General features: G+C 62.6%; 26 protein-coding genes. 4 read left to right on the plus strand and 22 right to left on the minus strand.

Features of this window, described 5'->3' with window-relative positions; translation table 11 throughout:
* Nucleotides 1–229: 229 nt before the first annotated feature.
* On the plus strand, nucleotides 230–2,743 hold the full coding sequence (locus AC1D0O_RS19110; RefSeq protein ID WP_477655071.1) for a sensor domain-containing protein: 2,514 nt from the start codon (nucleotides 230–232) through the stop codon (nucleotides 2,741–2,743).
* Between the two features lie 8 nt (nucleotides 2,744–2,751).
* Here the strand turns inward: AC1D0O_RS19110 and AC1D0O_RS19115 are convergent, their stop codons facing one another.
* Nucleotides 2,752–3,111, minus strand: coding sequence for an aminoacyl-tRNA synthetase (locus AC1D0O_RS19115; RefSeq protein ID WP_477655072.1), 360 nt, complete (start codon nucleotides 3,109–3,111; stop codon nucleotides 2,752–2,754).
* A 125-nt stretch (nucleotides 3,112–3,236) separates the two neighbouring features.
* On the opposite strand from AC1D0O_RS19115, the gene hemE reads away from it, so the two are divergent.
* Nucleotides 3,237–4,346, plus strand: coding sequence for a uroporphyrinogen decarboxylase (gene hemE / locus AC1D0O_RS19120; RefSeq protein WP_477655073.1), 1,110 nt, complete (start codon nucleotides 3,237–3,239; stop codon nucleotides 4,344–4,346).
* A gap of 375 nt (nucleotides 4,347–4,721) precedes the next feature.
* Complete coding sequence (gene priA / locus AC1D0O_RS19125) at nucleotides 4,722–6,923, plus strand: replication restart helicase PriA (RefSeq protein ID WP_477655074.1); 2,202 nt, start codon at nucleotides 4,722–4,724, stop codon at nucleotides 6,921–6,923.
* Between the two features lie 27 nt (nucleotides 6,924–6,950).
* Here the strand turns inward: priA and AC1D0O_RS19130 are convergent, their stop codons facing one another.
* The 10 genes from AC1D0O_RS19130 to AC1D0O_RS19175 all read right to left on the minus strand — a co-directional run bounded on the left by AC1D0O_RS19130 (nucleotide 6,951) and on the right by AC1D0O_RS19175 (nucleotide 13,972).
* Entirely contained in the window at nucleotides 6,951–7,385 is a 435-nt protein-coding gene (locus tag AC1D0O_RS19130) for a hypothetical protein (protein WP_477655075.1), read from the minus strand.
* 76 nt (nucleotides 7,386–7,461) lie between these two features.
* A complete protein-coding gene (locus AC1D0O_RS19135) occupies nucleotides 7,462–7,983 on the minus strand; it encodes a hypothetical protein (RefSeq protein ID WP_477655076.1) in 522 nt (173 codons plus the stop codon).
* Nucleotides 7,984–8,014: 31 nt separating this feature from the next.
* Nucleotides 8,015–8,731: a DUF6348 family protein gene (locus AC1D0O_RS19140; protein ID WP_477655077.1), complete on the minus strand. Its 717-nt coding sequence runs from the start codon at nucleotides 8,729–8,731 to the stop codon at nucleotides 8,015–8,017.
* 119 nt (nucleotides 8,732–8,850) lie between these two features.
* Nucleotides 8,851–9,420: a hypothetical protein gene (locus AC1D0O_RS19145; RefSeq protein WP_477655078.1), complete on the minus strand. Its 570-nt coding sequence runs from the start codon at nucleotides 9,418–9,420 to the stop codon at nucleotides 8,851–8,853.
* A gap of 26 nt (nucleotides 9,421–9,446) precedes the next feature.
* Entirely contained in the window at nucleotides 9,447–10,403 is a 957-nt protein-coding gene (locus AC1D0O_RS19150; protein WP_477655079.1) for a hypothetical protein, read from the minus strand.
* A gap of 152 nt (nucleotides 10,404–10,555) precedes the next feature.
* Complete coding sequence (locus AC1D0O_RS19155) at nucleotides 10,556–11,089, minus strand: alpha-ketoglutarate-dependent dioxygenase AlkB (protein ID WP_477655080.1); 534 nt, start codon at nucleotides 11,087–11,089, stop codon at nucleotides 10,556–10,558.
* A gap of 126 nt (nucleotides 11,090–11,215) precedes the next feature.
* Nucleotides 11,216–11,689, minus strand: a complete 474-nt coding sequence (locus AC1D0O_RS19160) for a hypothetical protein (RefSeq protein ID WP_477655081.1) — start codon at nucleotides 11,687–11,689, stop codon at nucleotides 11,216–11,218.
* A 208-nt stretch (nucleotides 11,690–11,897) separates the two neighbouring features.
* Entirely contained in the window at nucleotides 11,898–12,329 is a 432-nt protein-coding gene (locus tag AC1D0O_RS19165; RefSeq protein WP_477655082.1) for a DUF695 domain-containing protein, read from the minus strand.
* Nucleotides 12,330–12,427: 98 nt separating this feature from the next.
* Nucleotides 12,428–12,943, minus strand: coding sequence for a hypothetical protein (locus tag AC1D0O_RS19170; RefSeq protein ID WP_477655083.1), 516 nt, complete (start codon nucleotides 12,941–12,943; stop codon nucleotides 12,428–12,430).
* 264 nt (nucleotides 12,944–13,207) lie between these two features.
* Nucleotides 13,208–13,972, minus strand: coding sequence for an ArsR/SmtB family transcription factor (locus AC1D0O_RS19175; RefSeq protein WP_477655122.1), 765 nt, complete (start codon nucleotides 13,970–13,972; stop codon nucleotides 13,208–13,210).
* A 141-nt stretch (nucleotides 13,973–14,113) separates the two neighbouring features.
* Between AC1D0O_RS19175 and AC1D0O_RS19180 the strand changes: the two genes are divergently transcribed.
* Nucleotides 14,114–15,400, plus strand: coding sequence for an MFS transporter (locus tag AC1D0O_RS19180; RefSeq protein WP_477655084.1), 1,287 nt, complete (start codon nucleotides 14,114–14,116; stop codon nucleotides 15,398–15,400).
* A gap of 3 nt (nucleotides 15,401–15,403) precedes the next feature.
* On the opposite strand, the gene AC1D0O_RS19185 is transcribed toward AC1D0O_RS19180, so the two are convergent.
* The 11 genes from AC1D0O_RS19185 to AC1D0O_RS19235 all read right to left on the minus strand — a co-directional run bounded on the left by AC1D0O_RS19185 (nucleotide 15,404) and on the right by AC1D0O_RS19235 (nucleotide 25,379).
* Nucleotides 15,404–16,702 carry an RNA polymerase sigma factor gene (locus AC1D0O_RS19185; RefSeq protein ID WP_477655085.1) on the minus strand — a complete coding sequence of 433 codons (1,299 nt, stop codon included), beginning with the start codon at nucleotides 16,700–16,702 and terminating at the stop codon, nucleotides 15,404–15,406.
* Between the two features lie 6 nt (nucleotides 16,703–16,708).
* Nucleotides 16,709–17,140, minus strand: a complete 432-nt coding sequence (locus AC1D0O_RS19190; protein WP_477655086.1) for a YciI family protein — start codon at nucleotides 17,138–17,140, stop codon at nucleotides 16,709–16,711.
* 139 nt (nucleotides 17,141–17,279) lie between these two features.
* Nucleotides 17,280–17,816 (minus strand): SRPBCC family protein, encoded by a 537-nt coding sequence (locus AC1D0O_RS19195; protein ID WP_477655087.1) that lies wholly within the window; start codon nucleotides 17,814–17,816, stop codon nucleotides 17,280–17,282.
* Between the two features lie 174 nt (nucleotides 17,817–17,990).
* Complete coding sequence (locus tag AC1D0O_RS19200) at nucleotides 17,991–18,764, minus strand: YciI family protein (protein WP_477655088.1); 774 nt, start codon at nucleotides 18,762–18,764, stop codon at nucleotides 17,991–17,993.
* Between the two features lie 54 nt (nucleotides 18,765–18,818).
* Entirely contained in the window at nucleotides 18,819–19,244 is a 426-nt protein-coding gene (locus tag AC1D0O_RS19205; protein ID WP_477655089.1) for a YciI family protein, read from the minus strand.
* Between the two features lie 168 nt (nucleotides 19,245–19,412).
* Entirely contained in the window at nucleotides 19,413–20,366 is a 954-nt protein-coding gene (locus AC1D0O_RS19210; protein ID WP_477655123.1) for an AEC family transporter, read from the minus strand.
* Nucleotides 20,367–20,586: 220 nt separating this feature from the next.
* Nucleotides 20,587–21,645, minus strand: coding sequence for a porin (locus AC1D0O_RS19215; RefSeq protein WP_477655090.1), 1,059 nt, complete (start codon nucleotides 21,643–21,645; stop codon nucleotides 20,587–20,589).
* Between the two features lie 32 nt (nucleotides 21,646–21,677).
* Nucleotides 21,678–21,896 carry a hypothetical protein gene (locus AC1D0O_RS19220; RefSeq protein ID WP_477655091.1) on the minus strand — a complete coding sequence of 73 codons (219 nt, stop codon included), beginning with the start codon at nucleotides 21,894–21,896 and terminating at the stop codon, nucleotides 21,678–21,680.
* A 65-nt stretch (nucleotides 21,897–21,961) separates the two neighbouring features.
* Nucleotides 21,962–23,242, minus strand: coding sequence for an L-fuconate dehydratase (locus AC1D0O_RS19225; protein WP_477655092.1), 1,281 nt, complete (start codon nucleotides 23,240–23,242; stop codon nucleotides 21,962–21,964).
* A 60-nt stretch (nucleotides 23,243–23,302) separates the two neighbouring features.
* A complete protein-coding gene (locus AC1D0O_RS19230) occupies nucleotides 23,303–24,247 on the minus strand; it encodes a substrate-binding domain-containing protein (protein ID WP_477655124.1) in 945 nt (314 codons plus the stop codon).
* 136 nt (nucleotides 24,248–24,383) lie between these two features.
* Entirely contained in the window at nucleotides 24,384–25,379 is a 996-nt protein-coding gene (locus AC1D0O_RS19235; protein WP_477655093.1) for an ABC transporter permease, read from the minus strand.
* Between the last annotated feature and the right edge of the window lie 5 nt (nucleotides 25,380–25,384).

The following is a 25,384-nucleotide window of genomic DNA, read 5'->3' on the forward strand; positions in this document are numbered from 1 at the left end:
CAACGGGAAGGCCGCGCCAATAGCGTGGAGGGGTGGTGCAGCATGAAGGGTGGGGCTGCGTGCTGTCGTGAGGCGCCACAGACCTGCAGCGTAGGACAAAACCGTGCGCAGGTAAGTGACGGAACGTTTTGCAACGCTTTATCGCCAACGCTTTCAAATCTCCGTGTGAAAACCGCCTCGCCATGCGTCAGCATCATTGATCGAATGTCTGAAAAGCAGGTGCTTGCCCGTGTCCGTCTCCGTTCCCTCCGTAGCGCCCGCCGCCTTCGCGCTCCATGTGCTGCCGCATTCCGGCGCCGACCGGCTCGCCCGGCTGGCCGCCCGCGCCTGCGGCGTGCCGATCGCCATCGTCGCGGCCCTTGAAAACGGCGAAGCCGCGTTCGTCGCGGGCACCGGTTTTTCCGCGCAGGAGCGCGAGGGGCTGGTCGCGCTGTGCAGCGCCACGCTCGAGACACCGCCGCGCCAGCCGCCGCTGCCGGCGCGCGGCGCGGCCCAGATCAGCTTTTACCGAGGCCTGCCGCTGAGCCGGGAGGACGGCACGCTGCTGGGCGTGCTGGCGGTCATGGACAAAACAGCGCGCAGCCTGGGCCCCGAGCAGGAAGAGGACCTGGAGACACTGGCCGGGCTGGCCGCCGCCCAGCTGGATGCGCGGCACGCCGAGGCGCCGCAGGCTGCGCAGACCGGTGAGGACGCCCAGCGCCTGGCCACACGCCTGGGCATCACGCTGGAGAGCATCACCGAAGGCTTTTACACGCTGGACCCGCAGTGGCGCTTCAGCTACCTGAACCGCGAAGGCGCGCGGCTGCTGGGCCGGCCGTCCACGGAGCTGCTCGGCAAAAGCATCTGGAAGGAGTTCCCGGGCGCCATCAACACCCTGTTCTCGGAGCAGGTGCGCGCGGCGGTGGCCGGCAACTACCAGGTGGAGTTCGAGGCCCTGTATGCGCCGCTCGACAGGTGGTTCGAGATACGCGCCTACCCCTATCCCGACGGGCTGGCGATTTATTTTCGCGACGTCAGCGAGCGGCGCAAGGCGCGCGAGCAGCTCATGCTGCTGGAGACCAGCATCTCGCGGCTCAACGACATCGTGCTCATCGCCGAAGCCGTTCCCTCGGGCCGGCCCGGGCTGCGCATCATCTTCGTCAACAATGCCTTCGAGCAGCACACGGGCTACAGCCCCGGCGAGGCGCTGGGCCATTCGCCGCGCCTGCTGTGCGGGCCGCTGACACAGCGCAGCGAACTCGAGCGCCTGCGCAACGCCTTCCAGAAGGGCGAGCCGGTGCAGGCCGAGCTCATCACCTACAAAAAGAACGGCCGGCATTTCTGGATGGAGATCGACATCGTGCCGGTAGCCGACGATGCCGGCGTCTTCGTCACGCACTGGGTGGCGGTGGGGCGCGACATCACGCGGCGCAAGGTGGCGGAAAGCGAGATCAAGCACCTGGCCTTCTACGACCCGCTGACCCAGCTGCCGAACCGCCAGCTGCTGATGGAGCGGCTGGACAAGGCGCTGCTGCACAACCGCCGGCATCCGCGCGAAGGCGCGCTGATGTTCATCGACCTGGACAACTTCAAGACGCTCAACGACACCATGGGCCACCAGAAGGGCGACCTGCTGCTGCAGCAGGTGGCCAGGCGCCTGGCGGCCTGCGTGCGGCAGACCGACACGGTGGCGCGCCTGGGCGGCGACGAGTTCGTGGTCATGCTGGAAGACCTGGGCCAGGACCCCGCTGAAGCCACCGTCAAGGCCGAGATCGTGAGCGGGCAGATCCTGGCCGCGCTGTGCGAGCCCTACAGCCTGGCGGGCTACCAGCACTACAGCACCTGCAGCATAGGCGTGACCGCCTTCAACCAGACCCTTAACAACATCGGCGACCTGCTCAAGCAGGCCGACCTCGCGATGTACCAGGCCAAGATGTCGGGGCGCAACACGGTCTGTTTTTTCAACCCGGCCATGCAGGCCGCCGTGACCGCCAGCGCCGCGCTGCAGTCGGACCTGCGCCAGGGCCTGCGCGAAAAGCAGTTCCTGCTGTATTACCAGCCGCAGGTGGGCCGCGACGGCCGCATGACGGGTGTGGAGGCGTTGCTGCGCTGGCGGCATGGCGAGCGCGGGCTGGTGCAGCCCGCCGAATTCATCCCGGCGGCCGAAGACGCCGGGCTGATACTGCCGCTGGGCCAGTGGGCGCTGGAGACGGCCTGCCGGCAGCTCGCGGCCTGGGCGCAGCGCCCCGAAACCGCGGCGCTGAGCATCGCGGTCAACGTCAGCGTGCGGCAGTTCCGCCACCCCGAGTTTGTCGACCTGGTGATGGCCGCACTCAAGGAAACCCAGGTCAGCCCGCACAAGCTCAAGCTGGAGCTCACCGAGAGCCTGCTGGCCGAGGACATGGAAATCACCATCACCAAGATGGCCAGGCTCAAAAAAATGGGCGTGACCCTGTCGCTCGACGATTTCGGCATGGGCTACTCCTCGCTGTCCTGCCTCAAGCGCCTGCCGCTGGACCAGCTCAAGATCGACAAGTCCTTTGTGGAAGACATCCTGCGCGACCCCAACGACGCCGCCATCGCGCGCACCATCATCGGCCTGGCGCAAAGCCTGGGCCTGGGCGTGGTGGCCGAGGGCGTGGAAACCGAGGCGCAGCGCGACTTTTTGTCGCGCCACGGCTGCGACTGCTACCAGGGGTATTTATTCTGCAAGCCGCTGCCGATTGATGAGCTGGAGGCCTTTATCAAGACCTTGCCGATGTGACGCGGCCGCTAGGCGGCGGCCTTGTGATGCTGTTGCTGGGGCTGGCGTTGGTGCTCCAGCCGGAAGATCACTTCCTTGACGATGCCGTACATCACGGCGCGGTCGCGGCTCGGGTGGTCGCTGAAGTGCACCGTGGTGGCGCCCAGGGTCGCGCCTTCGCCGTCATAGTTCACGCTGATGCAGTGCGCCGTCATCAGCGGCCCGCAGGCGCGCCAGTCGCGCGTCCATTGCGGCAGGGCCTGGGCGCTGTCCCACAGCGTGCCCGCACTTTCGTAGCATTCCTCGATGTGCGTGTGCCCCAGCAACTGCGCCAGGTGGCGTTCCTTGGCGATGCAGCTGCGGAAATATTCCTGGTCGTTCATGCGCATGGAAACACTCCTTGGACATTGTTCCGGGCCTGGTCGGGGCCCGTGCGGCCATGGTAAATCCGAAGCCGCGCCAGTGCCAGTGCCTGTGCCAGCGGACACAGACTCACACCTGAGACAATCGGTGCATGTTCGCACCCCTTCAAAACGATACTTTTTTGCGCGCCTGCCTGCGCCAGGCCACCCCCCACACCCCCGTCTGGCTGATGCGCCAGGCCGGCCGCTATTTGCCCGAATACCGCGCCACGCGCGCCCAGGCCGGCAGCTTCATGGGCCTGGCCACCAACACCGACTACGCCACCGAGGTCACGCTGCAGCCGCTGGAGCGCTACCCGCTGGACGCCGCCATCCTGTTCAGCGACATCCTGACCGTGCCCGACGCCATGGGCCTGGGCCTGTCTTTCGCGCTGGGCGAGGGCCCGCGCTTTGCCACGCCGGTGCGCGACGAGGCCGCCGTGGCCAAGTTGCAGGTGCCCGACATGGCCAAACTGCGCTATGTGTTCGACGCCGTCACCTCCATCCGCAAGGCTCTGGACGGCCGCGTGCCGCTGATCGGCTTTTCGGGCAGCCCCTGGACGCTGGCCTGCTATATGGTCGAAGGCGCGGGCTCCGACGACTACCGCCTGGTCAAGACCATGCTCTACCAGCGCCCCGACCTGATGCACAAGATGCTGGCCGTGAACGCCGACGCGGTGGCCACTTATCTGAACGCCCAGATCGAAGCCGGCGCCCAGGCCGTGATGATTTTCGACAGCTGGGGCGGCGTGCTGGCCGACGCGGCCTTCAAAACCTTCAGCCTGGCCTACACGGCCCGCGTGCTGGCCCAGCTCAAACGCGAACATGAGGGCGTGAAGATCCCGCGCCTGGTGTTCACCAAGGGCGGCGGCCAGTGGCTGGAAGCCATGGCGCAGCTCGACTGCGAGGTGCTGGGGCTGGACTGGACCGTCAACCTGGCCCGCGCCCGCGCGCTGGTCGGCGAGCAGGGGCCGCAGGCCAAGGCACTGCAGGGCAACCTGGACCCCAATGTGCTTTTCGCCAATCCGGCGCAGATCGAGGCCGAAGTGGCTGCCGTGCTGGACAGCTTTGGCGCCCCCCATACCGACCCCCATAAGGCCGGGCCGACCCATATTTTCAACCTGGGCCACGGCATCAGCCAGCACACGCCGCCCGAGAGCGTCGAAGTACTGGTGCGCGCAGTGCACGCTCACTCTCGCAGCATGCGCACTGCCCGCAGCTAACGCTTTTTGCGCATATCCCGAAACTGCCCGAAATTGGCCGATTTCAACCATGGCTAGCACAAAACCGGGCCTTGGCTGCTGGACTTATGCACAAAAATCTTGTTGCGCCGCCGCAATGCGGGGACTCTGTCCGATCTCGCGCTATCAAAGCAATAGCGCTCGTAAGTCCTTGATTTATATAAAGACTTTAAATTGCTTTTTTTCCGGGCAATTTAAGAAAAGCCTTGATTTACAAGGCTTCGCGACCTTCGCGGACAAGCTGTCAACAAAGTTATCCACAGAAAATCTGGAAATCTGTAAAGTGGCGCGAAATCAAGGACTTAGCGCATTATCTGGATGTATTCCTCAAGAAGTAAACACATTTAGTTACTCCGAATGAGCTATTGGTTGCAAGTCGTCGTCGCGGCGCCCGCGCACAGTTCCATCGCCGGGCCCCTGACTTACCAGAGTGAGTCGCCACTGCCTGTGGGCTCGCTGGTGCGCGTGCCGCTGGGCCGGCGCGAAGTCCTGGGCGTGGTCTGGGAGCTGCTCGCCGACAGCGGCGCGCTGCTGGAAATGCAGACGCGCCACGTCGCCGGCGCGCTGGAAGGCCTGCCCCCCTTGTCCGCCACCTGGCGCAAGCTGGTGCAGTTCACCGCGGCTTATTACCAGCGCTCGCTGGGCGAGGTGGCGCTGGCCGCGCTGCCGCCGCAGCTGCGCGACCTCAGCAACGTCCAGCTGGCGCGGCGGCTCAAGCGCCCGGTGGCCGACACCAGTTGCGCGCCGGACGGCGGCGGCTTGTGGGCGCTCAGCACCCAGCAGGCCGCCGTGCTGGCTGAATTCCATGCCGACAGCCGGCCCGCGCTGCTGTTTGGTGCCACCGGCAGCGGCAAGACCGAGGTCTACCTGCGCGCCGCGGCCCGCGTGCTCGAGCTCGACCCGGCCGCGCAGGTGCTGGTGATGGTGCCCGAGATCAACCTCACGCCGCAGCTGCAATCGCGCTTCGAGCAGCGGTTTTCCCACCTCGGCAAGGAGCGCGTGGTGGCCCTGCACAGCGGCCTGACGCCGGCCCAGCGCCTGAAAAGCTGGCTGGCGGCCCACGCCGGCCATGCGCGCCTGGTGCTGGGCACACGCATGGCGGTGTTCGCCTCCATGCCCAATTTGCGACTGATCGTGGTCGACGAGGAACACGACCCGAGCTACAAGCAACAGGAAGGCGCGCGTTATTCAGCGCGCGACCTGGCGGTCTACCGCGCCAAGATAGAAACCGAAGACGCCACGCACGCGCACGGCCCCTGCCGCGTGCTGCTGGGCTCGGCCACGCCTTCGCTGGAGAGCTGGCAGGCCACGCTGGCGGGACGCTACCAGCGCCTCATCATGGACGAGCGAATCGGGACGGTTTCATCAACCGGCGAAGAGCTGGCGCCCTACTCCGCCGGGCCTCAGCCCGAAGCTTCCACCCCGCTGCTAGCCAGCGAACCGGGCCCCCTGGGCGACGCCGGCAGCCTGCCCACGGTGCGGCGCGTGGACATGAACCACCAGCCCAAGCACTGCATCATCGCGCCGCCGCTGCTGGACGCGATCGCGCAGCGCGTGGCGCGCGGCGAGCAGTCGCTGATCTTTTTGAACCGGCGCGGTTATGCGCCGGTGCTGGCCTGCCATGACTGCGGCTGGAAAAGCGAGTGCCCGCATTGCAGCGCGTTTCGCGTCTTCCACAAGATGGACCGCACCCTGCGCTGCCACCACTGCGGTTTCACCGAGCGCGTGCCGCGCGCCTGCCCGAGCTGCGGCAACATCGACATCGCGCCCGTGGGCCGCGGCACCGAGCGGCTGGAAGAGCACCTGGCCGAGCTGCTGGCCGGCGTGAAGCGGCCCGACGGCGAGCCGGTGCGCATCGCGCGCATAGACGCCGACACCACGCGGCTCAAGGGCGCGCTCGAATCACAGCTGGCCAGCGTGCATGCGGGCGAGGTCGACGTGCTGGTCGGCACGCAGATGATCGCCAAGGGCCACGACTTCCGGCACATCACGCTGGTGGCCGCCATCAACCCCGACGGCGCGCTGTTCTCCAGCGACTTCCGCGCGCCCGAGCGACTCTTCAGCCTGCTGATGCAGGCCGGCGGCCGGGCCGGCCGCGACGCGCGCCATAGCGGCGCCAGCGAGATGTGGGTGCAGACCTTCCATCCCGAGCACCCTTTGTTCGAGGCGCTCAAGCGGCACGATTACGCGGGCTTCGCGGCGCAGCAGCTGGCCGAACGCGAAGCGGCCGGCATGTCGCCCTTCGGTTTTTCGGCGCTGGTGCGCGCCGAGGCGCGCACGCAGGAGGTGGCGCAAGGCTTTCTGAATGCGGCGGCGGCCCAGGCCGATGCGCTGCAGCTCACGGGCAACGGCCAGGTCACGGCCTACCCGGCGGTGCCGATGACGATACAGCGCGTGGCCGACATCGAGCGCGCGCAGATGCTGGTCGAAAGTTCTTCGCGCGTGGCGCTGCAGCGCTTTTTGGCGGCCTGGCAGCCGGTGCTGTTTGAAACGCGCCAGCAGGCGGAATTCAAAAGCCTGATTCGTTGGGCGATTGATGTGGATCCGATTGCGATTTAGTTGAATGACGGGCGGCTCGCGACAGCTTCAAAGCAGCCGCCATGACAAATGATATGAAGGGCCAGACGACGCGTAGCGGCGATCGCCTTCGACAAAAATCATTTCAGCTTTGGCGCGCCTCGCGCCGCTGGGCATTGACTCTCGGCTGGTCTTGAGGAGGGCGTTAATTTCATCCCAGCGCTCGTTTGTACCGGGATGTCCTGGGTGTGAATCGACACCAACTCTTCCTGCTTCGTAGTCGTCGTTCCAGCTCACGAAGATTTTCCACTGCTCTTGCTCGAGCGAAAGCTCTGCTGCCTGAATGGGCCAGACGAGGAACGTTCCCAAGTATTCATCTTCCTGCTCATCGAATTGGGACACGAAGCGATGAGGCTTGCCGTTAATGCTGGCGACCCCAGCGCGCGGCCCGTCGTACCAATCGTTTTCGACATAGACCTGTTCTGATGGGCCAAACTCTGTCATGGGGTTAGAAGACTGGAAGCCTGACGTAATGTATGCCGCAAAATGCCGCGGTCAAAATTTGCGACTGCCAACGCCACTACTCAAGCTCAGCACTGACCGTGATGCCGCGGAAGCTACGGAACCACGCTTCGCGTTGCTCTGGAGTCCCACCAAGACGCGACATGTGAATTTCCAGGCATCGGCCTTTGTTATTGCCGGAAAACACGTGAGCCTTCAGTTGCTCGATTGGCCCAATTTTGAACGCGTACAAGAGCACCCAGGCGTTAGCGCCTGCGGGAATAATTTGCACAGTAGCAAGATCCGGCTTGTACCTTGACATAGTGCTCCCAACGAGCCAGCTTGCACACTGCTGGGCCGATGCGCCATCAGCCTTCTCCGAGAGCGCAGAGACATTCAATCCATCCGGTGTTGAGCCCAGCAGTAGTGCGGCTGGATTTTGTAACGCTGAGGGATGCGGGTGAAACTGAACCTGCGGCGCGCCAGGCACGATAACCTTGAAATTGGGATCAGTCAGCCGAATAGTCAGGTCTTCAGCGAAGACTTGCGACGACCAGAGCAAGATGCCGATAGCAGAGGCGAGTGCGGAAAGTGTGTGCATAGGCGTGGATTGTGGGGACTAAATGGAAGGGTTAGACCCCACCAATGACCAAGAACAACTTCGCCACGGAGAACCCTTTCGCAGTGGGCCAGTTGTATGCAGCCAGCCGTCGCGTGGCGTTTTCCTGAGTAACGCCGTCGACCGTGACGACCAGGGTTTGAAGCTTTCCCTCGTTGATGAACACGACGAGCTTTACCCAATGAAGTTCGGGAGACATGCTTGAGCCCTGCAATTCTTCAGCAAGGAGTTTCTCAACCTGCGCTTGGACGGACTCGCTCACTTTCGTGCCGCGTTGACCCCACTCTGAAAGGAATACACGTCGGGGGGCTCCGCCGATCTTCCAGGTTGCCTTCCGAACGTGCGGGTCTTCGCGATTGAATAGTTCGGCATAAATCGGGTGCAAAGTGGTTAGGCAGAAGTTTTGCAGGGAGTCGTAGAAGGCTTCATCTGTCTTTGTTCCGGCACCAGCGACGTAGTCGTCAAGCCTTCTGCCATTCTTGAAGGTTATGGATATCCGCGATTCGACAGAGTAGAACTTCCCCGGAGTCAGCTCTTTGGCCTCATGGATCTCCCCACCAAGCAAGACTCCCGTTCGTGGGAAATAGATTCCGTCCTTCCTCTTTTCGAAGTCGTTGAAGTTGTGGGCTTTAAGCCAGATCTCGAAGTAGGAGTTGACATACTCTGCTCCTTGGCCGGCATGGACGGCTGAGGCTAAGAAGAGAAGTAGTGTGACAAAGAGATTTCGCATGTTTGAGAAAGGGGCAAGTGGGGGTATAAAGTTTGACTTAAGCTGACTGCCGAAGGCAGGCCCACTACTTGAAGGAGGGGCTGGGCATAGTCAGATAGCGCACTCGTATTGGTCCGGGGTCAATGAAAGACGATAGCTCCACCATTGGCACACATGGAAAACGCCTTCTTCCAGTCCCCATAGGAGGTGCGAAAGTATTCGTCGGGATGCTTCGACGCCGCAGCTTGGTACTGGAGGAAGTCTCCGTAGACGCGTTTGCAGACAACCGGACCAATGACGCCTTCGGCGTCAGAAAAATCAATGAATTCCCAGAATGGCCCTCTCTTGGTGTTCCAAACGGTAGCGTCGTACCGAAGCTCGGCCTTGCCATTAAACGCCTTGTACGGTGTCTGCTCGTAGCCAGCGAGTTTCGCTAGCTCATTCCTCCAATAGTTGTAGCCGGAGTAGGAACCTGCCCTGAACTCAAAGGACGACTGATAGCGGTACACCGCTCCTGCTGTCAGCCCGGCAAAGCGCTCAGCAAAATGCACCGGGGCTAATTTGACCTGATTCTGTCCTGTCGGTTCTCCGTCTTTGGCGACTCGCGGTGATCGGACAATGGTCAGATTTTCATAAGCCGTTATATCCAGGCCAGCACTTGCGGCGACCGGACATAGGCTGATCGCAACGAGAAATTTGAAACGAAGCATGAGTGACCCCGGCGGCATTTGCCTTTTCAGGGCTTGAGTTCTCTGGATCGCGCTAGAAACGCTGCCATTTCTGCCTTGTGTTTTTTGTGCATCTCTCGAAGTCCGCTAAACCTCTGAAAGAACGGCACACATATCCACATTACCCCTCCGACGATTTGGTTGTAAAAAATTACGCAGACTCCTCCGCCTATCACCAAAGCCAAGACTGCGGCGAGGCGCAGAAGATAGCCCAGAGGGTAGAGTTGTTTGGATGGATCGAAAGGCTCGTTGCTCATGAGGTCGGGTTTAAGCGGAACGTCGACGGCGGAAGGAGCCAGCCTGAATGATTCGGCGACAACCTTGGATTCGGGCATCGAATCGGAAGTTGAAGGTGTCGGACTTGGAGTCGACCTATGCCAGTACCTGTGATCTCGGCCCAAATATCCTGAATCCAGCGAGCGCGAGCACGAGAGGCGCGCTTGATGATCAAGTTCTGCCAAAGGGAGCGAATAGAAGTCCTTGGCGCTAAATGCCGAGAAGCCATCTTTGAACCCAGAGATGCGTTTCATCAGCGAGATCGGTGGTGACGGAGAGCGTATGCACGCTGCGAAGGCCACCGACTCTTCGGTGGGGTCACCCATGAACAGAACTTCGATAGGGTTCAAGGTCAGATAGGGAAGTGGTAGATCTGCGAGGCCGTCGCAGGCAAGCTTCCAGTAGTCTTCGCCCATGCCGGGATCGCCAGCTACTTCCTGGAATATGGAGAGGCTGAGTTCGAGATTGCGTTTCGCGGTTGCCACCTCAACGCAAGGAAGCTCGATAACGAACGGTTCCGCTTGACCGTCTGTGAAGCCGGCTTCCATCGGGACACTCACTTTGTAAAGCGGCACGTTCCTGAAGCAACACAGCCACGGGAGAGGAATGCGATAGGCCGCCTCTGCAATTTCCACGTATTCGCTGCCGCGGCTCAACCCCACCTGCAATACCTGCGGGTCGCTGGTCAAGATATCAGTGTTCAATAGGTAGGATCGATTTGCCATATGGGCCCTAAGGTGATGCATGCCGAAAAATGCTGTGGCATAACTTGGCGACTTCGCCCATAAAAACCAGCATTGAGGTTTGTCTCATTTGAATAGCTTGCTCCATTGATCAAGGATTAGGCACCAATCTTGAGCATAAGCCTAAAGGTGAGGCTGATTCTCTGACCAGCGCCGGGTGACTTAGGAATGGCGTGGAGCCACAAGGACTGGAGCTCGTTTGACATGTACAAAAGAGAACCCGGAGTCAGTGCGTATGGGATTTCGTGTGAACGAAGCTGCTTGTAGCGGAACATTATCTCGCGCTCGCTGCCGAGGGAAATGATCGCGACTCCGGTACCTTCTGCCAGTTCTTCAGTTGAGTCGGAGTGAAAGCCCATTGAAGACTGGCCATCCGGGTAGTGATTCAGCAGGCAGTTGTTGGGATGAAAGCCCAATGTTGCCTCGATCTGTTTGCAGATTCCTTGAAGGCTTTCAGGCATGGCAACTTGTGGATATGTGATACCCGAGTAGTCGTAGGAGACCCCAAAGCTTGCGGTCTTTCGCGCGCGCAGGCGCTCATCCCAAGCGACCCAAGACAGCAGATGGTCAAACAGGTCCTGGTGACTTGCCACAAAGTCTGGGACGAAGGTGACATTGGGTGTTGGATGCATAGAAGCACGCTGAGCTTATTTATAAAAGACAGTCGGATCGCCAGCCTGATTGAGGCCTCCTGCTGCATGTCCGAGCCAGACAACGGTTAGCCTGCGCAGCGAAAACTGGAAAGAGACGATAGGTCATTAATGAGGCGCACAAAAATCCGTGGTCTGCTCCTTCAACTTGCCACAGATCTGGGACTTCATCATGAATGGCGGCGTTATCTGACCATCATCACGCCTGCGCATATACGGATACAACACAAGAAGGCCTTTGCTGTCTGTACCGGCTTTCGCAATGATCATTCCTTCCTCACCATTACTGTGATCCGGGCCGCAGCTTGAGAACTCGTATTTCATGGCGACTTTTTCGCCTTGATTGACCCTTGTGTCAGATGTCTGTAGAACCTGCATGACCGTTGCCGTGACTGTTGCTGTTGCCGTTCTCGTTTCCTCATTGACATCCGACAAGGAAACTTTCGCAATCACATCAACATCAGTCTGGAGACTTGGAATGGCCTCAAAGAAAAGCGTGTTCGATAAACCGTACCCTAGACAAGCATGCGCTTGCGGGGTTACCAGCAGGAAGCAAAAAGCCAATGCAATGAGGTAGCGCATGTATATTTTCGATAGTTCGGTAGGGAGCAAATATCCAAGAAGGCTAACTTAATGTATGCCGAAAAATGCTGCGGCACAACTTGACAACTTCACTCCAAAAACTGGCACTGAGGCTTGTCTCATTGAAATAGTCTCGCAAGGGAAGTCAACATATGAGGCCACCAATTTCCACCACATCCGCCAGGAGCGGTCGATAAAAGAGTTAGGCCTATCCCTCATTGGGGAGCAAGTCATCGAAGTAGTTCCATTCGGGATCATCAGCAAGATGGATCTCTATTGGATAGCGCTCTCCCTCTTGTGGCATGTCGCTTAGTCGCTTCAGGAACAACTGAGGTTGCTGTAGATAGAAAACAAACTCGCGCTCGGCGCGGCCGGTAATAACTGCAGCCAACAAAACGAACTTGTCTTGTTCTACCGCGGCTACGAGCCGATCCTCGAAGACGTGAAGGTGGTCCAACTCTGCTTTGGTCGCAAGACCGTCTTCGTTTGGCAATCGCATCGACCAGAACACGTTGAGTCTTTTCGGATATCCGGGTCTTGGGAGCTCGGCGGAAAACCTGCGAAATCGGACTTGGAACGGGTACTCCCCGGTATGCCCTTCTGCGACTGCCCAGTGTGCGATGTCAGCGGACTCGAACATTTGTTTCCTTATCTCCCTGTGGTCTGGTCTTGGATTCTGCAAGACGGGTTCGATAGGGTCGATCATCCAGACACAAGGAAATTTAACGTCCATCCACGTTAAGTGCGTGCTTCATTCATGGTCACAGGGACTCCAATGGACCGCATGTACTCAATGACCTTCTCAACCGGGCGCTCACGGTACTTGAAATCCCCAGACCGAGACCGCCAATGAAGTCTCGCTCCGTCCCGCAAGTTGAACACCAGGCGATGATGCTTGGACATGAAGGCCCACCGGAGGCCGTACGCAAAGGCGAGTGTCAGCAGCCCCACCTGGACTCTCGTCCCTGGCTCCAACCGTGACCAATAAATGGTGAGGAAGTATGCGATGGCCAACATCAATACCACCAGAACTGCCCCGGCGATGATGTGAAAGACTGATGAACCCGACTCGTACCGCAAGCCCACGCAGGTTTTAAGCGGCACGGTGTCTATGCGGTATGGCGTCGTGATGGAGAATTGCTTCTTCAAGACCCTGAGCGTTTCCGTTCCAACACTGACGACCTGGCCAATGTGATGGGCGTAGTCGTCGTTGGGCACGAGCCCCGCGACGAGCTCTTCTTCGGACAGTGGCATGGCGGTGAGTACCTGACTTAATGTATTGGCAGCAACGCCGGAACTGGCATCAATGGCGCATTCCAGACTTGCGGCGATTCTGGACCAAATGCGCAGGCTTGAACATCCCCTCATCTGAGGAAGGCCCCAAAACTCCGTTTCCGTAGCGTTCAAGGCATTGAGGTCTAAACCCAGGCACTGCAGAGGTAGGCTTCCGCGCGCACGATGCCCCCGTGATTCGCGCCGAAACAATCAGCCGGCAATGCCAGGTTGCGGGCGTCCGGCTCAGGCGGCCATGGTTCGTGGCTCCCCTTGCACAGGCACTGCATCGCCCTCCGTCACCTGCCGCCAGTTTTCCTGCCCCATCCAGCCGCGCAGCGCCATCACGCCCCTGGGCGTGATCTCCAGCGCGCGCATGCCCTGGCGACGCATCAACCAGCCGCTGTCCAGGCAATGCGCGCAAATCAGCGTGCCCAGCTGCCCGGCCACATGAAAACGGCGCTCGCTCCAGTCGAGGCATGGCCGGCAATACGGCCGCTTGGTGTTGGTGCCAGGCAGTGAAGCCGTCAGGTCAATGCCCAGGCGCGCCAGCACGGCGCCGGCCTTGTCGGTCACGTGGCCGGCCTCCCCCTCAAACGCGATGGCGCCGTCGGCCACCAGGTGCTGCGCAATCGCCACGCCGAGCCGGCCGGCGATGTGGTCATAGCAGCTGCGCGCCATGCGCATGGCGGCGTCCTTGGGGCCGGGCACCACGGCGCGGCGCACAGTGGGCGCGTTCTGCGCCGCGAGCTGCGTGATGCCTTCGAGCACGCGGGCCACGTCGGCCGAGGCCAGACGGTGATATCGGTGGCGACCATGCTGCTCGACGCGCAGCAGGCCGCCTTCGACCAGCAGCGAGAGGTGGCGGCTGGCGGTTTGCGGCGACACGTTGCCGGCGCCGGCCAGTTCATGCGCCGTAAGCGAACGGCCGTCCAGCAGTTCCATCAGCATGGCGGTGCGGGCCGGTTCGCCGACCAGCGAGGCGATGTGGGCAATCTGGTTGGTGTTCATCATGGGTTTGGGGGTCTCGTAGCAGCAACCTTAGCAGCATCAGAAAACCCATGCTTCGCTCCAGAGCTAAGTATCGCGACCCCGGCGCGCCGCACCATGGAGGCCATGCGGCAAGCACCGCCGCCCCTCAAGGAAACTCCCATGGAAACGTCCGCGTCCCCCATCCTCCAACCGCCGGCGCCGCGCGCCTTCTTTGGCGCCACCGTGGTGCGCGCCGCCTTTGTGCTGGCCATCTTCGGCTGGGGCATTGGCTTTTACAGCCCGGCGATTTTTCTGCACACGGTGCTGGCGCGCACCGGCTGGGCGCTGCCGCTGGTGTCAAGCGCCGTGACCTTTCACTTTTTGTTCGGCGCGGGTGTGGTGGCCTGCCTGCCGCGCATCCATGCCCGGCTGGGCGTGGCCGCCACCACTGCGGCCGGTGCCGCCGCGCTGGCCCTGGGCCTCATGGGTTGGGCGCTGGCCGACCAGCCTTGGCAACTGTTTACCGCCGCGCTGCTGACCGGCGGCGGCTGGGTCACCATGGGCGCGGCGGGCATCAACGCCATCATCTCGCCCTGGTTTGTGCGCGGCCGGCCGATGGCGCTGGCCAAGGCTTACAACGGTGCCAGCCTGGGCGGGGTGATTTTTTCGCCTCTGTGGGGCGCGCTGATCGCCATGATGGGATTTACCGCCGCAACGCTATGGGTGGGCGCGGCCATGCTGGCCGTCGTGGGCTGCCTCAGTTTTTTTGTGGTGGCGCAAACGCCGGAGCGCCTGGGCCAGCGGCCCGACGGCGATGCGCCGGGCGCGCCGCCCGGCAGCGTCACCTCGGCACATGCCAAACCGCTGCCCGGCCGGCTGCTGTGGCGCGACCGGAGCTTTCGCACCTTGGCCGCCGCCATGGCACTGAGCCTGTTCGCGCAGGCCGGCTTGATCACGCACCTGTATTCGCTGCTGGTCTCGGCCCTGGGCGCCCAGGGCGCGGGCCTGGCGATGGCACTGGCCACCACCTGCGCGATAGGCGGGCGCACCATCGTGGCCAAGTGCATGCCGGCCGGTGCTGACCGCCGTCTGGTCGCCGGCGTGAGTTATGCGGTGCAGATCGCCGGTTCGCTGGCTTTGGCCTGCGCAGCGGAACACCAGGGCGCGTTGATCCTTCTGGGCGTGGTGCTGTTCGGCGTCGGCATCGGCAACGCGACCTCGCTGCCGCCGCTGGTGGCCCAGGTGGAATTCGTCAAGGAAGACGTGGCGCGCGTGGTGGCGCTGATCGTCGCGATGTCGCAGGGCTTGTGGGCGCTGGCGCCCGCCACTTTTGCCCTGCTACTGGTGACCAGCAACGGAGCTCCGGCGCACCTGGGCGCGGGCACGGGTATTTACTTCGGCGCGACGGTGCTGCTGCAGCTGGCCGCCATCGCCTGCATGCTGGGCGGTCGCAAGTCCGCGAGCTGAAGCTCAGCCCAGGCGCGGCGTGGCGTCCGGCAGACAGGCCGCGGCGCGCGCCAGCAACAGCTCGCGCTCACGCAGGTTGCGCGTGAGCGAGGCGGCGCGTTCGAACTCGGCATGGGCTTCCTCGAGGCGGCCCAGCTTGAACAGGAAGTCGCCGCGCACGCTGGGCAGCAAGTGGTAGTTTTTCATCAAGGGCTCGGCCAGCAGCGCGTCGGCCACCTCCAGCCCCGTGGCGGGGCCGAAGGCCATGGCCAGCGCCACCGCGCGATTGAGTTCCACCACCGGTGAAGGCGCGAGCTGTGCCAGCGCGTCGTAGAGCGCGGCGATGCGCGTCCAGTCGGTGTCGGCGCCCGTGGGCGCGCGCGCATGGCAGGCGGCGATCGCGGCCTGCAGCGCATACGGCCCCAGCGCACCGCCCAGCGCCTCGGCGCGCGCAAGTGCGGCGAAGCCGCGGCGTATCAGCAGGTGGTCCCAGCGTGCGCGGTTTTGTTCCAGCAGCAGGATGGGTTCGCCTGACGGCCCGGTGCGCGCCTTGGCGCGCGAGGCCTGGATTTCCATGAGGGCGACCAGGCCGTGGACTTCGGGTTCCTGCGTCGCGAGCTCGGCCAGCACACGCCCCAGCCGCAAGGCTTCATCGCACAGCGCGGGCCGCATCCAGTCGCTGCCCGAGGTGGCCGAATAGCCTTCGTTGAAGATCAGGTAGATGACTTCCAGCACCGAGGCCAGCCGGGCATCGCGCTCTTCGGGGCCGGGCACTTCAAAGGGAACGCGCGCCTCGGCCAGGGTGCGTTTGGCGCGCACGATGCGCTGGGCCACCGTGGGCTCAGGCACCAGGAAGGCGCGCGCGATCTCGTCGGTGCTCAGGCCGCCCAGCAGCCGCAGCGTGAGCGCGATGCGCGCCTCGGTGGACAGCACCGGATGGCAGGCGGTGAAGATCAGGCGCAGCAGGTCGTCGCCGTAATCGTCGGCGCCGTCGTCCCCATCGCCGGGCTCGTCTACGTCGGCGAAAGCCATGTCCTGCTCCATCTCGAGTTCGCGGCCCAGCTCTTCGTGCTTGAGCGCCAGCAGCTTGCGCCGCCGCAGGTAATCAATGGCGCGGTGCTTGGCAACGGCCATGAGCCAGGCGCCCGGGTTGTCCGGAACGCCGGTCTTCGGCCAGCGTTCGAGTGCCGTGACCAGCGCGTCCTGCGCGATCTCTTCGGCCAAGCCCACCTCCTGCACCATGCGCGCGACCTTGGCGATGACCTTGGCCGACTCGATGCGCCAGACGGCGTCGATGGCGCGGTGGGTTTCATGCGAGGCCATGCCGCTTCAGGCGCCCGTGCTTTTTCCGCTGGGTGCCTGCTGCATCTCGGTGAAGCCGGCGGCGGCTTCCTGCACGTCGCTCGGGAAATCCGACATTTCCATGACCTGGCGCAGCTCGATGGTCTCGTTTTCGGCGGCGGGGCAGCGAGACGCCCATTGGATGGCTTCCTCGCGCGAGGCCACGTTGATCATCCAGAAGCCGCCCACCACTTCACGGGCTTCGGCGAAGGGGCCGTCGCTCACGCGCGGCTTGCCGCCGGGGAAACTCACGCGCGCGCCCATGGACGGCGGGTGCAGGCCTTCAAGCGAGAGCAGCACGCCGGCTTTTTGCAGCTCTTCGTTGTACTTCATCATGGCGGCCACGGCGTCGGCGCTGGGCAGGGTGCCGGCGGCGGCGCTTTCGTAGCCTTTGGGGATCATCAGCATCATGAATCGCATTTCAATAACTCCTTGAGTGTGGGTTGAGATTGCGAGCCGGGCTGGGGTGCGTCACCCTGGAGTGCCTGGCTCTAACTCTACGACGAATGGTTTTGGGGAAATCGACAAGGTTTCCCCGAGAAAACTTCAAACAAGCTTCTTACTTTTCCGCGGTGGCCTTCATGGTGGCCAGGCCGTCTTCAAAGTCCTTGCCCACCATCTTGTCGATGTTGAAGAAGACATGCATGACCCTGGAGATCAGCGGCGCGGGGCCCGCCATCTCCCAGCTCACGACACTGCCGCCGGCCTGCGGCTGGATGCTGAACACCACCTTGTTGTGGGCTTCAAAGGGTTTGCTGAAGTTCAGGTCTATCCTGACGACGGAAGACGGTACCGATTCGGTGATCAGCATGTCGCCCGTGCCGACCTCCTTGCTCTCCCAGGCATAGGCCGAGCCCTTGCCGGTGGCCGGGCCGCTGAAGCTGCGCTTCATGGCCGCGTCCTTTTTCTCCCAGGGCGACCAGGCGCCCCAATTCTTGTAGTCGTTGATCAGCGGGAAGATTTTTTCGGGCGGCGCCTGGACGGTGGTCTGGCGCTGGACACGGAAGGTCTCGGGCTTGCCGGCGGCAAGCACCAGCACCGTCACGACAAAAAGCACGATAACGACGGCGGCAATGATGGCAATGGTCTTGAACATGTAAATCCCCTTTTTGGTGTTCGTTCATTTCATGAATGGGCGAGCGCCGGGTTTATCGGGCACGCACGCTGTGCGCCCCAAAAAAACGTCTGCTCACCGTTATGACGAACGGAAAACATCAAATCGACACGCCCGGCCAAAAAAATTCAGATTTTTTTGGCCGCACCCCAGGCTTCAGGCCGCGGCGAAGTCGGCGGCCTCATACAGCAGCCGGATTTCCACCTCGACCTCCTCGGTGTCGCTGAAAGGAAACGGGTAGCCCAGCGCCCAGTCCACCGCGGCCTGCAGCGAGCGCGCCTGGATGATCCAGAAGCCGGCCAGCAATTCCTTGGCTTCGGCGAAGGGCCCGTCCATCACGCTGGGTTTACCCCGGGTGAATTTGAGGCGGGATGCGCTGGCGCTGGGCTTGAGGCCTTCACCCAGCAGCAGCACGCCGGCCTTGACGGCCTCGTCGTTGTGCTGGGCCATGCGCCCCAGCCACTGCTTGTCGGGCACAGTGCCGGCTTCGGCCCTGTCGTTGGCCTTGAGCAGAATCATGAAACGGCGAAAGCCTTCAGGCAGGGCCGGCGCGCCCTCACCGGCCACGCCGCGCAGGCCGCCGGGGCAGCCGCCCTCGCGGATTTCCAGCGAGCTGTTGCCGCCGGCATCTTCCTGCGGCCAGCGTTTGAGCCACTCGATGACCTCCTGCTGCGAGGCTGCCTCGACCAGGGTGAAGCCGGCAATCAGCTCTTTGGCCTCGGTGAAGGGCCCGTCGGTCACCGTGGGCTTTCCGCCGGAAAAGCGGATGCGCGCGCCCTTTGAACTCGGCTGCAGGCCCTCGCCGCCCAGCAGCATGCCGGCTTTGGCCAGTTCTTCGTTGTAGGCGCCCATGGCGGCCAGGAGCGCGGGGCTGGGCAGCTCGCCGGCCTCGGTACTCGCGTCGGATTTGCGCAGGATCATGAATTGCATGCGTGGAGTCTCCTTAGAACCCGGTTTTTACCTCAAACGCGGGGCGAGTGCGTTTCAGCTCCGCGCTTCGACCTGCCGGCGCAGGCGCTCCTCGGCCTCGCGCAGTTCGGGCGTGAACTCGGCCCCGAAGTCTTCGGCGGAAAACACCTGGCGGATTTCGATTTCGGCTTCGCTCTCCGGTGGGAAGGGGCAGCGCTTGACCCATTCAATCGCCTCTTCTTTTGACGAGACCTGCAACACCCAGAAGCCGGCCACCAGTTCCTTGGTTTCGGGGAAAGGCCCGTCAATCACGGTGCGCTTGCTGCCGGAAAACCTGACGCGCGCGCCTTTGGAGCTCGGATGCAGCCCCTCGCCCGCCAGCATCACGCCAGCCTTGACCAGTGATTCGTTGAACTTGCCCATGTCGGCCAGCAGTTGTTCGCTGGGCATTTCGCCGGCTTCGCTGTGTTTGTCGGCTTTCACCAGAACCATGAATTTCATTTCGGACTCCTTTGGGTTGGGAGCGGAGAGCCCGGACAACCCGGGCAGAAACATCCTGCTCTTACCGGTACGACGAACAAGCGGAGCGAAATCGACAGCAGGGGCGCCGTCTTTTTTCAGTTTTTTTGTAACAGCCGCTGAAACCCGGGCGCAGGCCCGGGCTCCGCCTCAGGTGAGCAGGGCTACGGCCGCCGAAAAGCTGAAGAAGGCCAGCACAGTGGACAGCAGGATGATGCGTGCGATGCGGCCGTTGTCGGCGCCGAAACGCTCGGCCAGCATTGTCACGTTGCTGGCGCTGGGCAGGGCCGCCACCAGCACGATCACGGTGAGCGCAAAACGCTCTAGCGGCACACCCAGCGCGATGGCGCCCAGCCCCACCAGGCCGACAAGCACTGGATGGACCACAAGCTTGATCAACGCCACCGGCACGTAGTCCCTGAGCGGCATGGCCGCAACGCTGTTCATCTGCGAGCGGGCCAGCACCGCGCCTACGGTGAACAGCGCCACCGGCGAGGCCGCGTCGGCCAGCAGCCCGACAGTCTGCATCACCGGCCCGGGCAGCGCCACCCCAAAGCCCGACGACAGCGCGCCCAGCACGATGGCCCAGGGCATGGGATTGAGCGCCACGCCCTTGAGCGCCTTCTGCGCGGCGACCTCGGCGCCGTGGACGTCGGCCGAATCCAGCCGCGACAGCGCGATGCACAGCGAGCTCGTGACCAGCAAGTCAATCAGGATGGTGGCGATGGCCGGGCCGGCGGCCTGCGCGCCCAGCAGCGCCACCAGCAGGGGCACGCCCATGAAGCCGGTGTTGGGAAAGGCCGCGACCAGCGCGCCGAAAGAAGCATCGTTCCAGGCAATGCGGCCCTTGCGCGTGAGCACCACGGTAAAGGCCACCATCAGCAGCGCGCACACCAGGTAAACCGCGACCAGGCTGGCGTCCAGCAGCTGCGCGATCGGCGTGCCGGCGCCGAAGCGGTAGAGCATGCAGGGCACTGCGAAATACAGCACAAAGGTGTTGAGGCCGGGGATGGCCAGCTGCGGAAGCAGGCCGCGGCGCGCGGCAAGGTAGCCGCACAGCACCAGGGCGAAAAAGGGGAAAGTGACGAAAAGAATGCCGAGCACGGCGCTCATTGTCGCCCACGCTTTGCGTGTGAGTGCGTCGCGATGCTCCGCCCGCCTGTCATTGGGCAAAAAAAATAGCTGCAGCGCAGGGGTGCCTGCGCCGCAGCTACTTATTCATGACAGGGCAAATGATGGCGGGACAGCTGACGGGTGGCGTGATTCCGATGTGAATCCCGCCAGCCTGCCGCCGAACGCCCGGCATTCGCCCGGCGCCGCCGCTTTAAAAGCTGTGCGCAATGCCCGCGTAAATGGTTCTTTGCGACTGGTTGATCGCCGGATTTCCCGATACCGTGTCCACCCCGAAGTTGGCGCCACTGGAGTTGCTGACGTTGCCGAATGCCGCGTACAGCAGCGTGCGCTTGGACATGCTGTAGTCCGCGCCCACCATGCCGAGCGTGGCCTTGCCGGCCACCCGGTCGGACTTGACGTGGAAGACCGAACCGATCAGCGTGAGCGCCGGCGTCACATCGTAGCGAACGCCGACCCAGGCATGCTTGAGCTTGCTCGCGGCGGTGAGGGCCGCGTCGGCTGCGGTGATGTAGTCGTAGGCCGCATACAGCTTGGCCGGGCCGATCTTGTAAGTGCCGCCGACGATGGTTTCCTTGGAGGTGTTGAAAACATCCGTGAAGGTGCCGGCAGCATTACGGCGCTGGGAATAGATGGCGCGCAGCATCAGGTCCTGGTTCGCATAGGTCAGAGAAAAGCCTTCGCCGCGGTTGGCCTTGCTGCTGCCCGCCTGTTCGCCGAGCGAGATCTGCCCCGTGGCATTAAAGCCGCCCATGTCAGGCGTTGAATACTCGATCACATTGCTGGCACCGGGCCAGCTGCGGCCCCTGACCAGGGTGGCGCTGCCCACCCACTGCTGGCCGGTCGGGTCCAGGTCCCACACGTCGTTGCTGATGAACAGGTTCTTGCCGAGGCGAAAACTGCCCCAGCTGGAGTTGGACAGGCCGACATAGGCGCGGCGATTGAACAGGTTCGTTCCGGCCCCCCCGTTTTTAAGCTCAAACCCGCTTTCGAGAAGGAAGTTGGCCGCGAGGCCGCCCCCCAGGTCTTCTTTGCCCTTCATGCCCCACATGCTGGTGCCCCACTGGTTGCTGGCCACCATGGTTTTGGAGAAACTGGCATTGGCCACCGGGTCAAACACATGGTCGATATAGGCCAGGCCTGACACGACCCGTCCATACAAGGTGACGGTGGACTGGGCAGAGGCCATTTGCGGAGCCAGCACGGCCGCGCAGGCAACGCCCAGGTACATACTACGGATAGCAGCTTTCATGATTTGTCTCTCTTTTCTGTGGTTGGATTGAGTCAGTTGAAGAAGTCCGGATATGCCCATTCGCCGGCATGGCTGCCCAGAGCGAACCCGGTTCGGGCGGGGAAAACATGGCGGCCAGCTTTCACCGTGCTCTTCAGGCCCGGTGGCTGGCAGCGCCGCATGGCGTTTCGGCGGTGTGGATGTCTGTTCATGGCGCGCGGCGGCAGGAACACCGCCGTGTCGGCAATTTCGCGGTCGGTCGATAAGTCCATCGTGGGGCTCCGGTCTCGTCTGTTGGTCATGGGTGGGTCAGGCAACTGAAGGGTGTGGCGGGCCGTCAGCCCCTGAAGGCGTACTGCGCCAGCGACTCGCGCTTCATCTCGATCGAATAACCCGGCCGCTGCGGCGGCATGTAGGCGGCATTGCGAATCACGCAGGGATCCACGAAATGCTCGTGCAGGTGGTCCACGTATTCGATGACCCGGCCTTCCTTGGTGCCGGCGATGCAGAGGTAGTCGATCATCGACAGGTGCTGCACGTACTCGCACAGGCCGACCCCGCCGGCATGCGGGCACACCTTGAGTCCATGCTTGGCGGCCATCAGCATCACGGCCAGCACTTCGTTGACCCCGCCCAGCCGGCAGGCGTCGATCTGCACCACGTCGATCGCGCCCCGCATGATGAGCTGCTTGAACATGACGCGGTTCTGGCACATCTCGCCGGTGGCGACCTGCATGTCGCCCTTGACCGCCTCGCGGATGCGGCGGTGGCCCTCGATGTCGTCAGGGCTGGTCGGCTCCTCGATGAACCAGGGCTTCGCAAAACGCAGGTGGTCCAGCCAGTCAATCGCCTCGTTCACGTCCCACACCTGGTTGGCATCGATCATCAGGGTGCGGTCGGGGCCGAGCACCTCGCGGGCGACGCGCACCCGCCGGATGTCGTCCTGCAGGTCGCGGCCCACCTTGAGCTTGATGTGCGAAAAGCCGGCATCCACCGCCTCCTGGGCCAGGCGCCTGAGCTTTTCATCGTCGTAGCCCAGCCAGCCGGCGGACGTGGTGTAGCAGGCGTAGCCTTCCCGCTCGAGCGTCTCCAGGCGCGCGTCCTTGCCGGCGGCCTGGCGTGTCAGCAGGGCCAGCGCCTCGGCCGGCGTGATGCAGTCGGTGATGTAGCGAAAGTCGATCACCCTGACGATTTCTTCCGGACTCATGCGGGCCACCAGCTTCCACACCGGCAGGCCTTCCTGCTTGGCCCACAGATCCCACACGGCATTGACCACGGCGGCGGTCGCCAGGTGGATCGCGCCCTTGTCCGGGCCTATCCACCGCAGCTGGCTGTCCGAGGTGATGTAACGCCAGAAGCGGCCCATGTCCGCGGTCACCCAGTCCATGTCCAGGCCGACCACCAGATGGCGCATGGCTTCGATGGCGGCGCAGCAGACTTCATTGCCGCGGCCGATGGTGAAAGTCAGGCCGTGGCCTTCAAGCCCCGGCTGGCCGGTTTCCAGCACCACATAGGCAGCCGAATAATCCGGGTCCGGATTCATCGCATCCGAGCCGTCGAGATGCTGCGACGTCGGAAAGCGCACGTCGATGACACGCATGGATTGGATAGTGCTCATGAAGGATTGCCTGGTGAAGAAGCGCTTCAGCGCGTGGCAGCCCGGAGGCTGCCGCACCCATCAGTCATACAAAACCGCCGCGATCTTGGGATCGTTGATGGTGGTCTTGTCGTAGTAATAGAAGCCGGTGTCTATGACCTTGGGCAGCTTCTCCCCCTTGAGGGACTTGACCGCCGCCTCGACGGTCTTGTAGCCGATGCCGACCGGGTTCTGGGTGATGGCGCCGGCCATGGAGCCGTCCAGGATGGCGGCTTTTTGCTGCTTGCCGGAGTCGTAGCCGATGATCACCACCTTGCGCTTCATCTCCCTGGCGCCGTTCAGCGCGCCGATGGCCGAGCCTTCGTTGGCGCCGAAAATCCCCTTCAGATTAGGGTTGGCCTGCAGGATGGACTTGGTGATCTCGGTCGATTTGAGCTGGTCGCCGCCGCCGTACTGCACGCTGACGATCTTGATGTTGGGATAGGTCGACTTGATGCGGTTGACAAATCCCTCGGTGCGGTCGATACCGGTGCGGCTGGTCTGGTCGTGCACGACCAGGGCGACATCGCCGCTCTTGCCGATCAGCTCGGCCATCTTGTCGGCGGCCAGGGCCGCAGCGGCCACGTTGTTGGTGGTGGTCGTGGTCACCGGAATATCGCTGTCCACGCCCGAGTCAAAGGCGATGACCGGGATCTTGGCGGCCTGGGCTTTTTTCAACAGCGGGATCGACGCCTTGCTGTCCAGCGCGGCAAAGCCGATGGCCGACGGTTTTTTGGCCAGCGCCGCCGCGAACATGTCGATCTGCTTGTCCACCATGCTCTCGCTCTCGGGGCCCTCGAAGGTCACCTTGACCTTGTAGTCCTTGCCGGCCTGCTCGGCCCCTGCCTTGACGGCCTGCCAGAACTGGTGCTGAAAGCCCTTGGAGATCATCGGAATGTAGATCTCGTCGGCGGCCAGCGCCGTCGTGCTCAAGGTGCAAGCCAGGCCAAGGCCCAGTGCGAGGCTCAAAAGTGTTCGTTTCAAAATCATGTCGTCTCCTGATCGTTATGGGTTGCTGCAATGAATATCAAAATCAAACGTGGGCAGGGGCTGGGGTTTGGGGTTCTCCTTGCTAAGGACCGCACACCGGCGGCCCGGCGGCTGAGACAGCGTTTGTTTGCATCTACCTGCGCTTTCGCAAGATGTCGGCGTACACCGCCGCGATGATGATCAGGCCCGTCACCACGGTCTGCCACTCCTGGGCCACCGACATGATGCGCAGCCCGTTGGTCAACACGCTCATGATGAAAGCGCCGATGATGGTGCCCAGGATCGTGCCGACCCCGCCGCTGAGCGAGGTGCCGCCGATCACAACGGCGGCAATCGCGTCCAGCTCGTAGCCCTGGCCCAGCGACGGCTGCGCAGAGTTCAGGCGCGAGGCAATGAGCAGGCCGGCGATGCCACAGATCGCGCCGCTCAGCGTGTAGACAATGATCTTCCAGCGGTCCACGTTCACGCCCGACAGGCGCACCGCCTCTTCGTTGCTGCCCAGCGCGAAGGTGTAGGTGCCCAGCACCGTCTTGTTCAGTACCAGGCTGGACACCACCGCCACCACAAAGAGGATCAGCACCGCATTGGGGATGGGGAGCTCGGGCAGGAAGTAGCCGATCAGCGATTCCTGGGAAATGACCGAGAACTCCGGCGTGTCGTTGAAATAGATCGGCTTGGAATGGGTGATGACCAGCGACAGGCCCTTGAGCATGAGCATCATGCCCAGCGTGGCAATGAAGGGCGGAATCTTCAGCTTGGCAATCAGCACGCCCGAGATGAAGCCTGAGAACGCGCCGAAGAAAATGGCCGCCAGCACGCCCAGGTAGAAGGGCAGGCCCCAGTAAGTCAGCACCACCCCGGCCATGACGGCGCAAAACGTCATCAGGGTGCCCACCGACAGGTCTATGCCCGAGGTAATGATGACAAAGGTGCAGGCAATGGCCAGCACGCCGTTCACCGCTGTGGCCTGCAAAATGCCCACCATGTTGTCGGTTTGCATAAAACTGGGCGAAGCCACACTGAAGAAAATCAGCAAACCCAGCAAGCTGGCAAACGCCAGAAGCTTTTGACGGGTATTGCTGCTGAAAGCCGCAGTCTTGAAACCCTGCAGCAACTTGGAGACGGTCATGGAGG

This window comes from Polaromonas sp. P1_F2 (assembly GCF_056405735.1).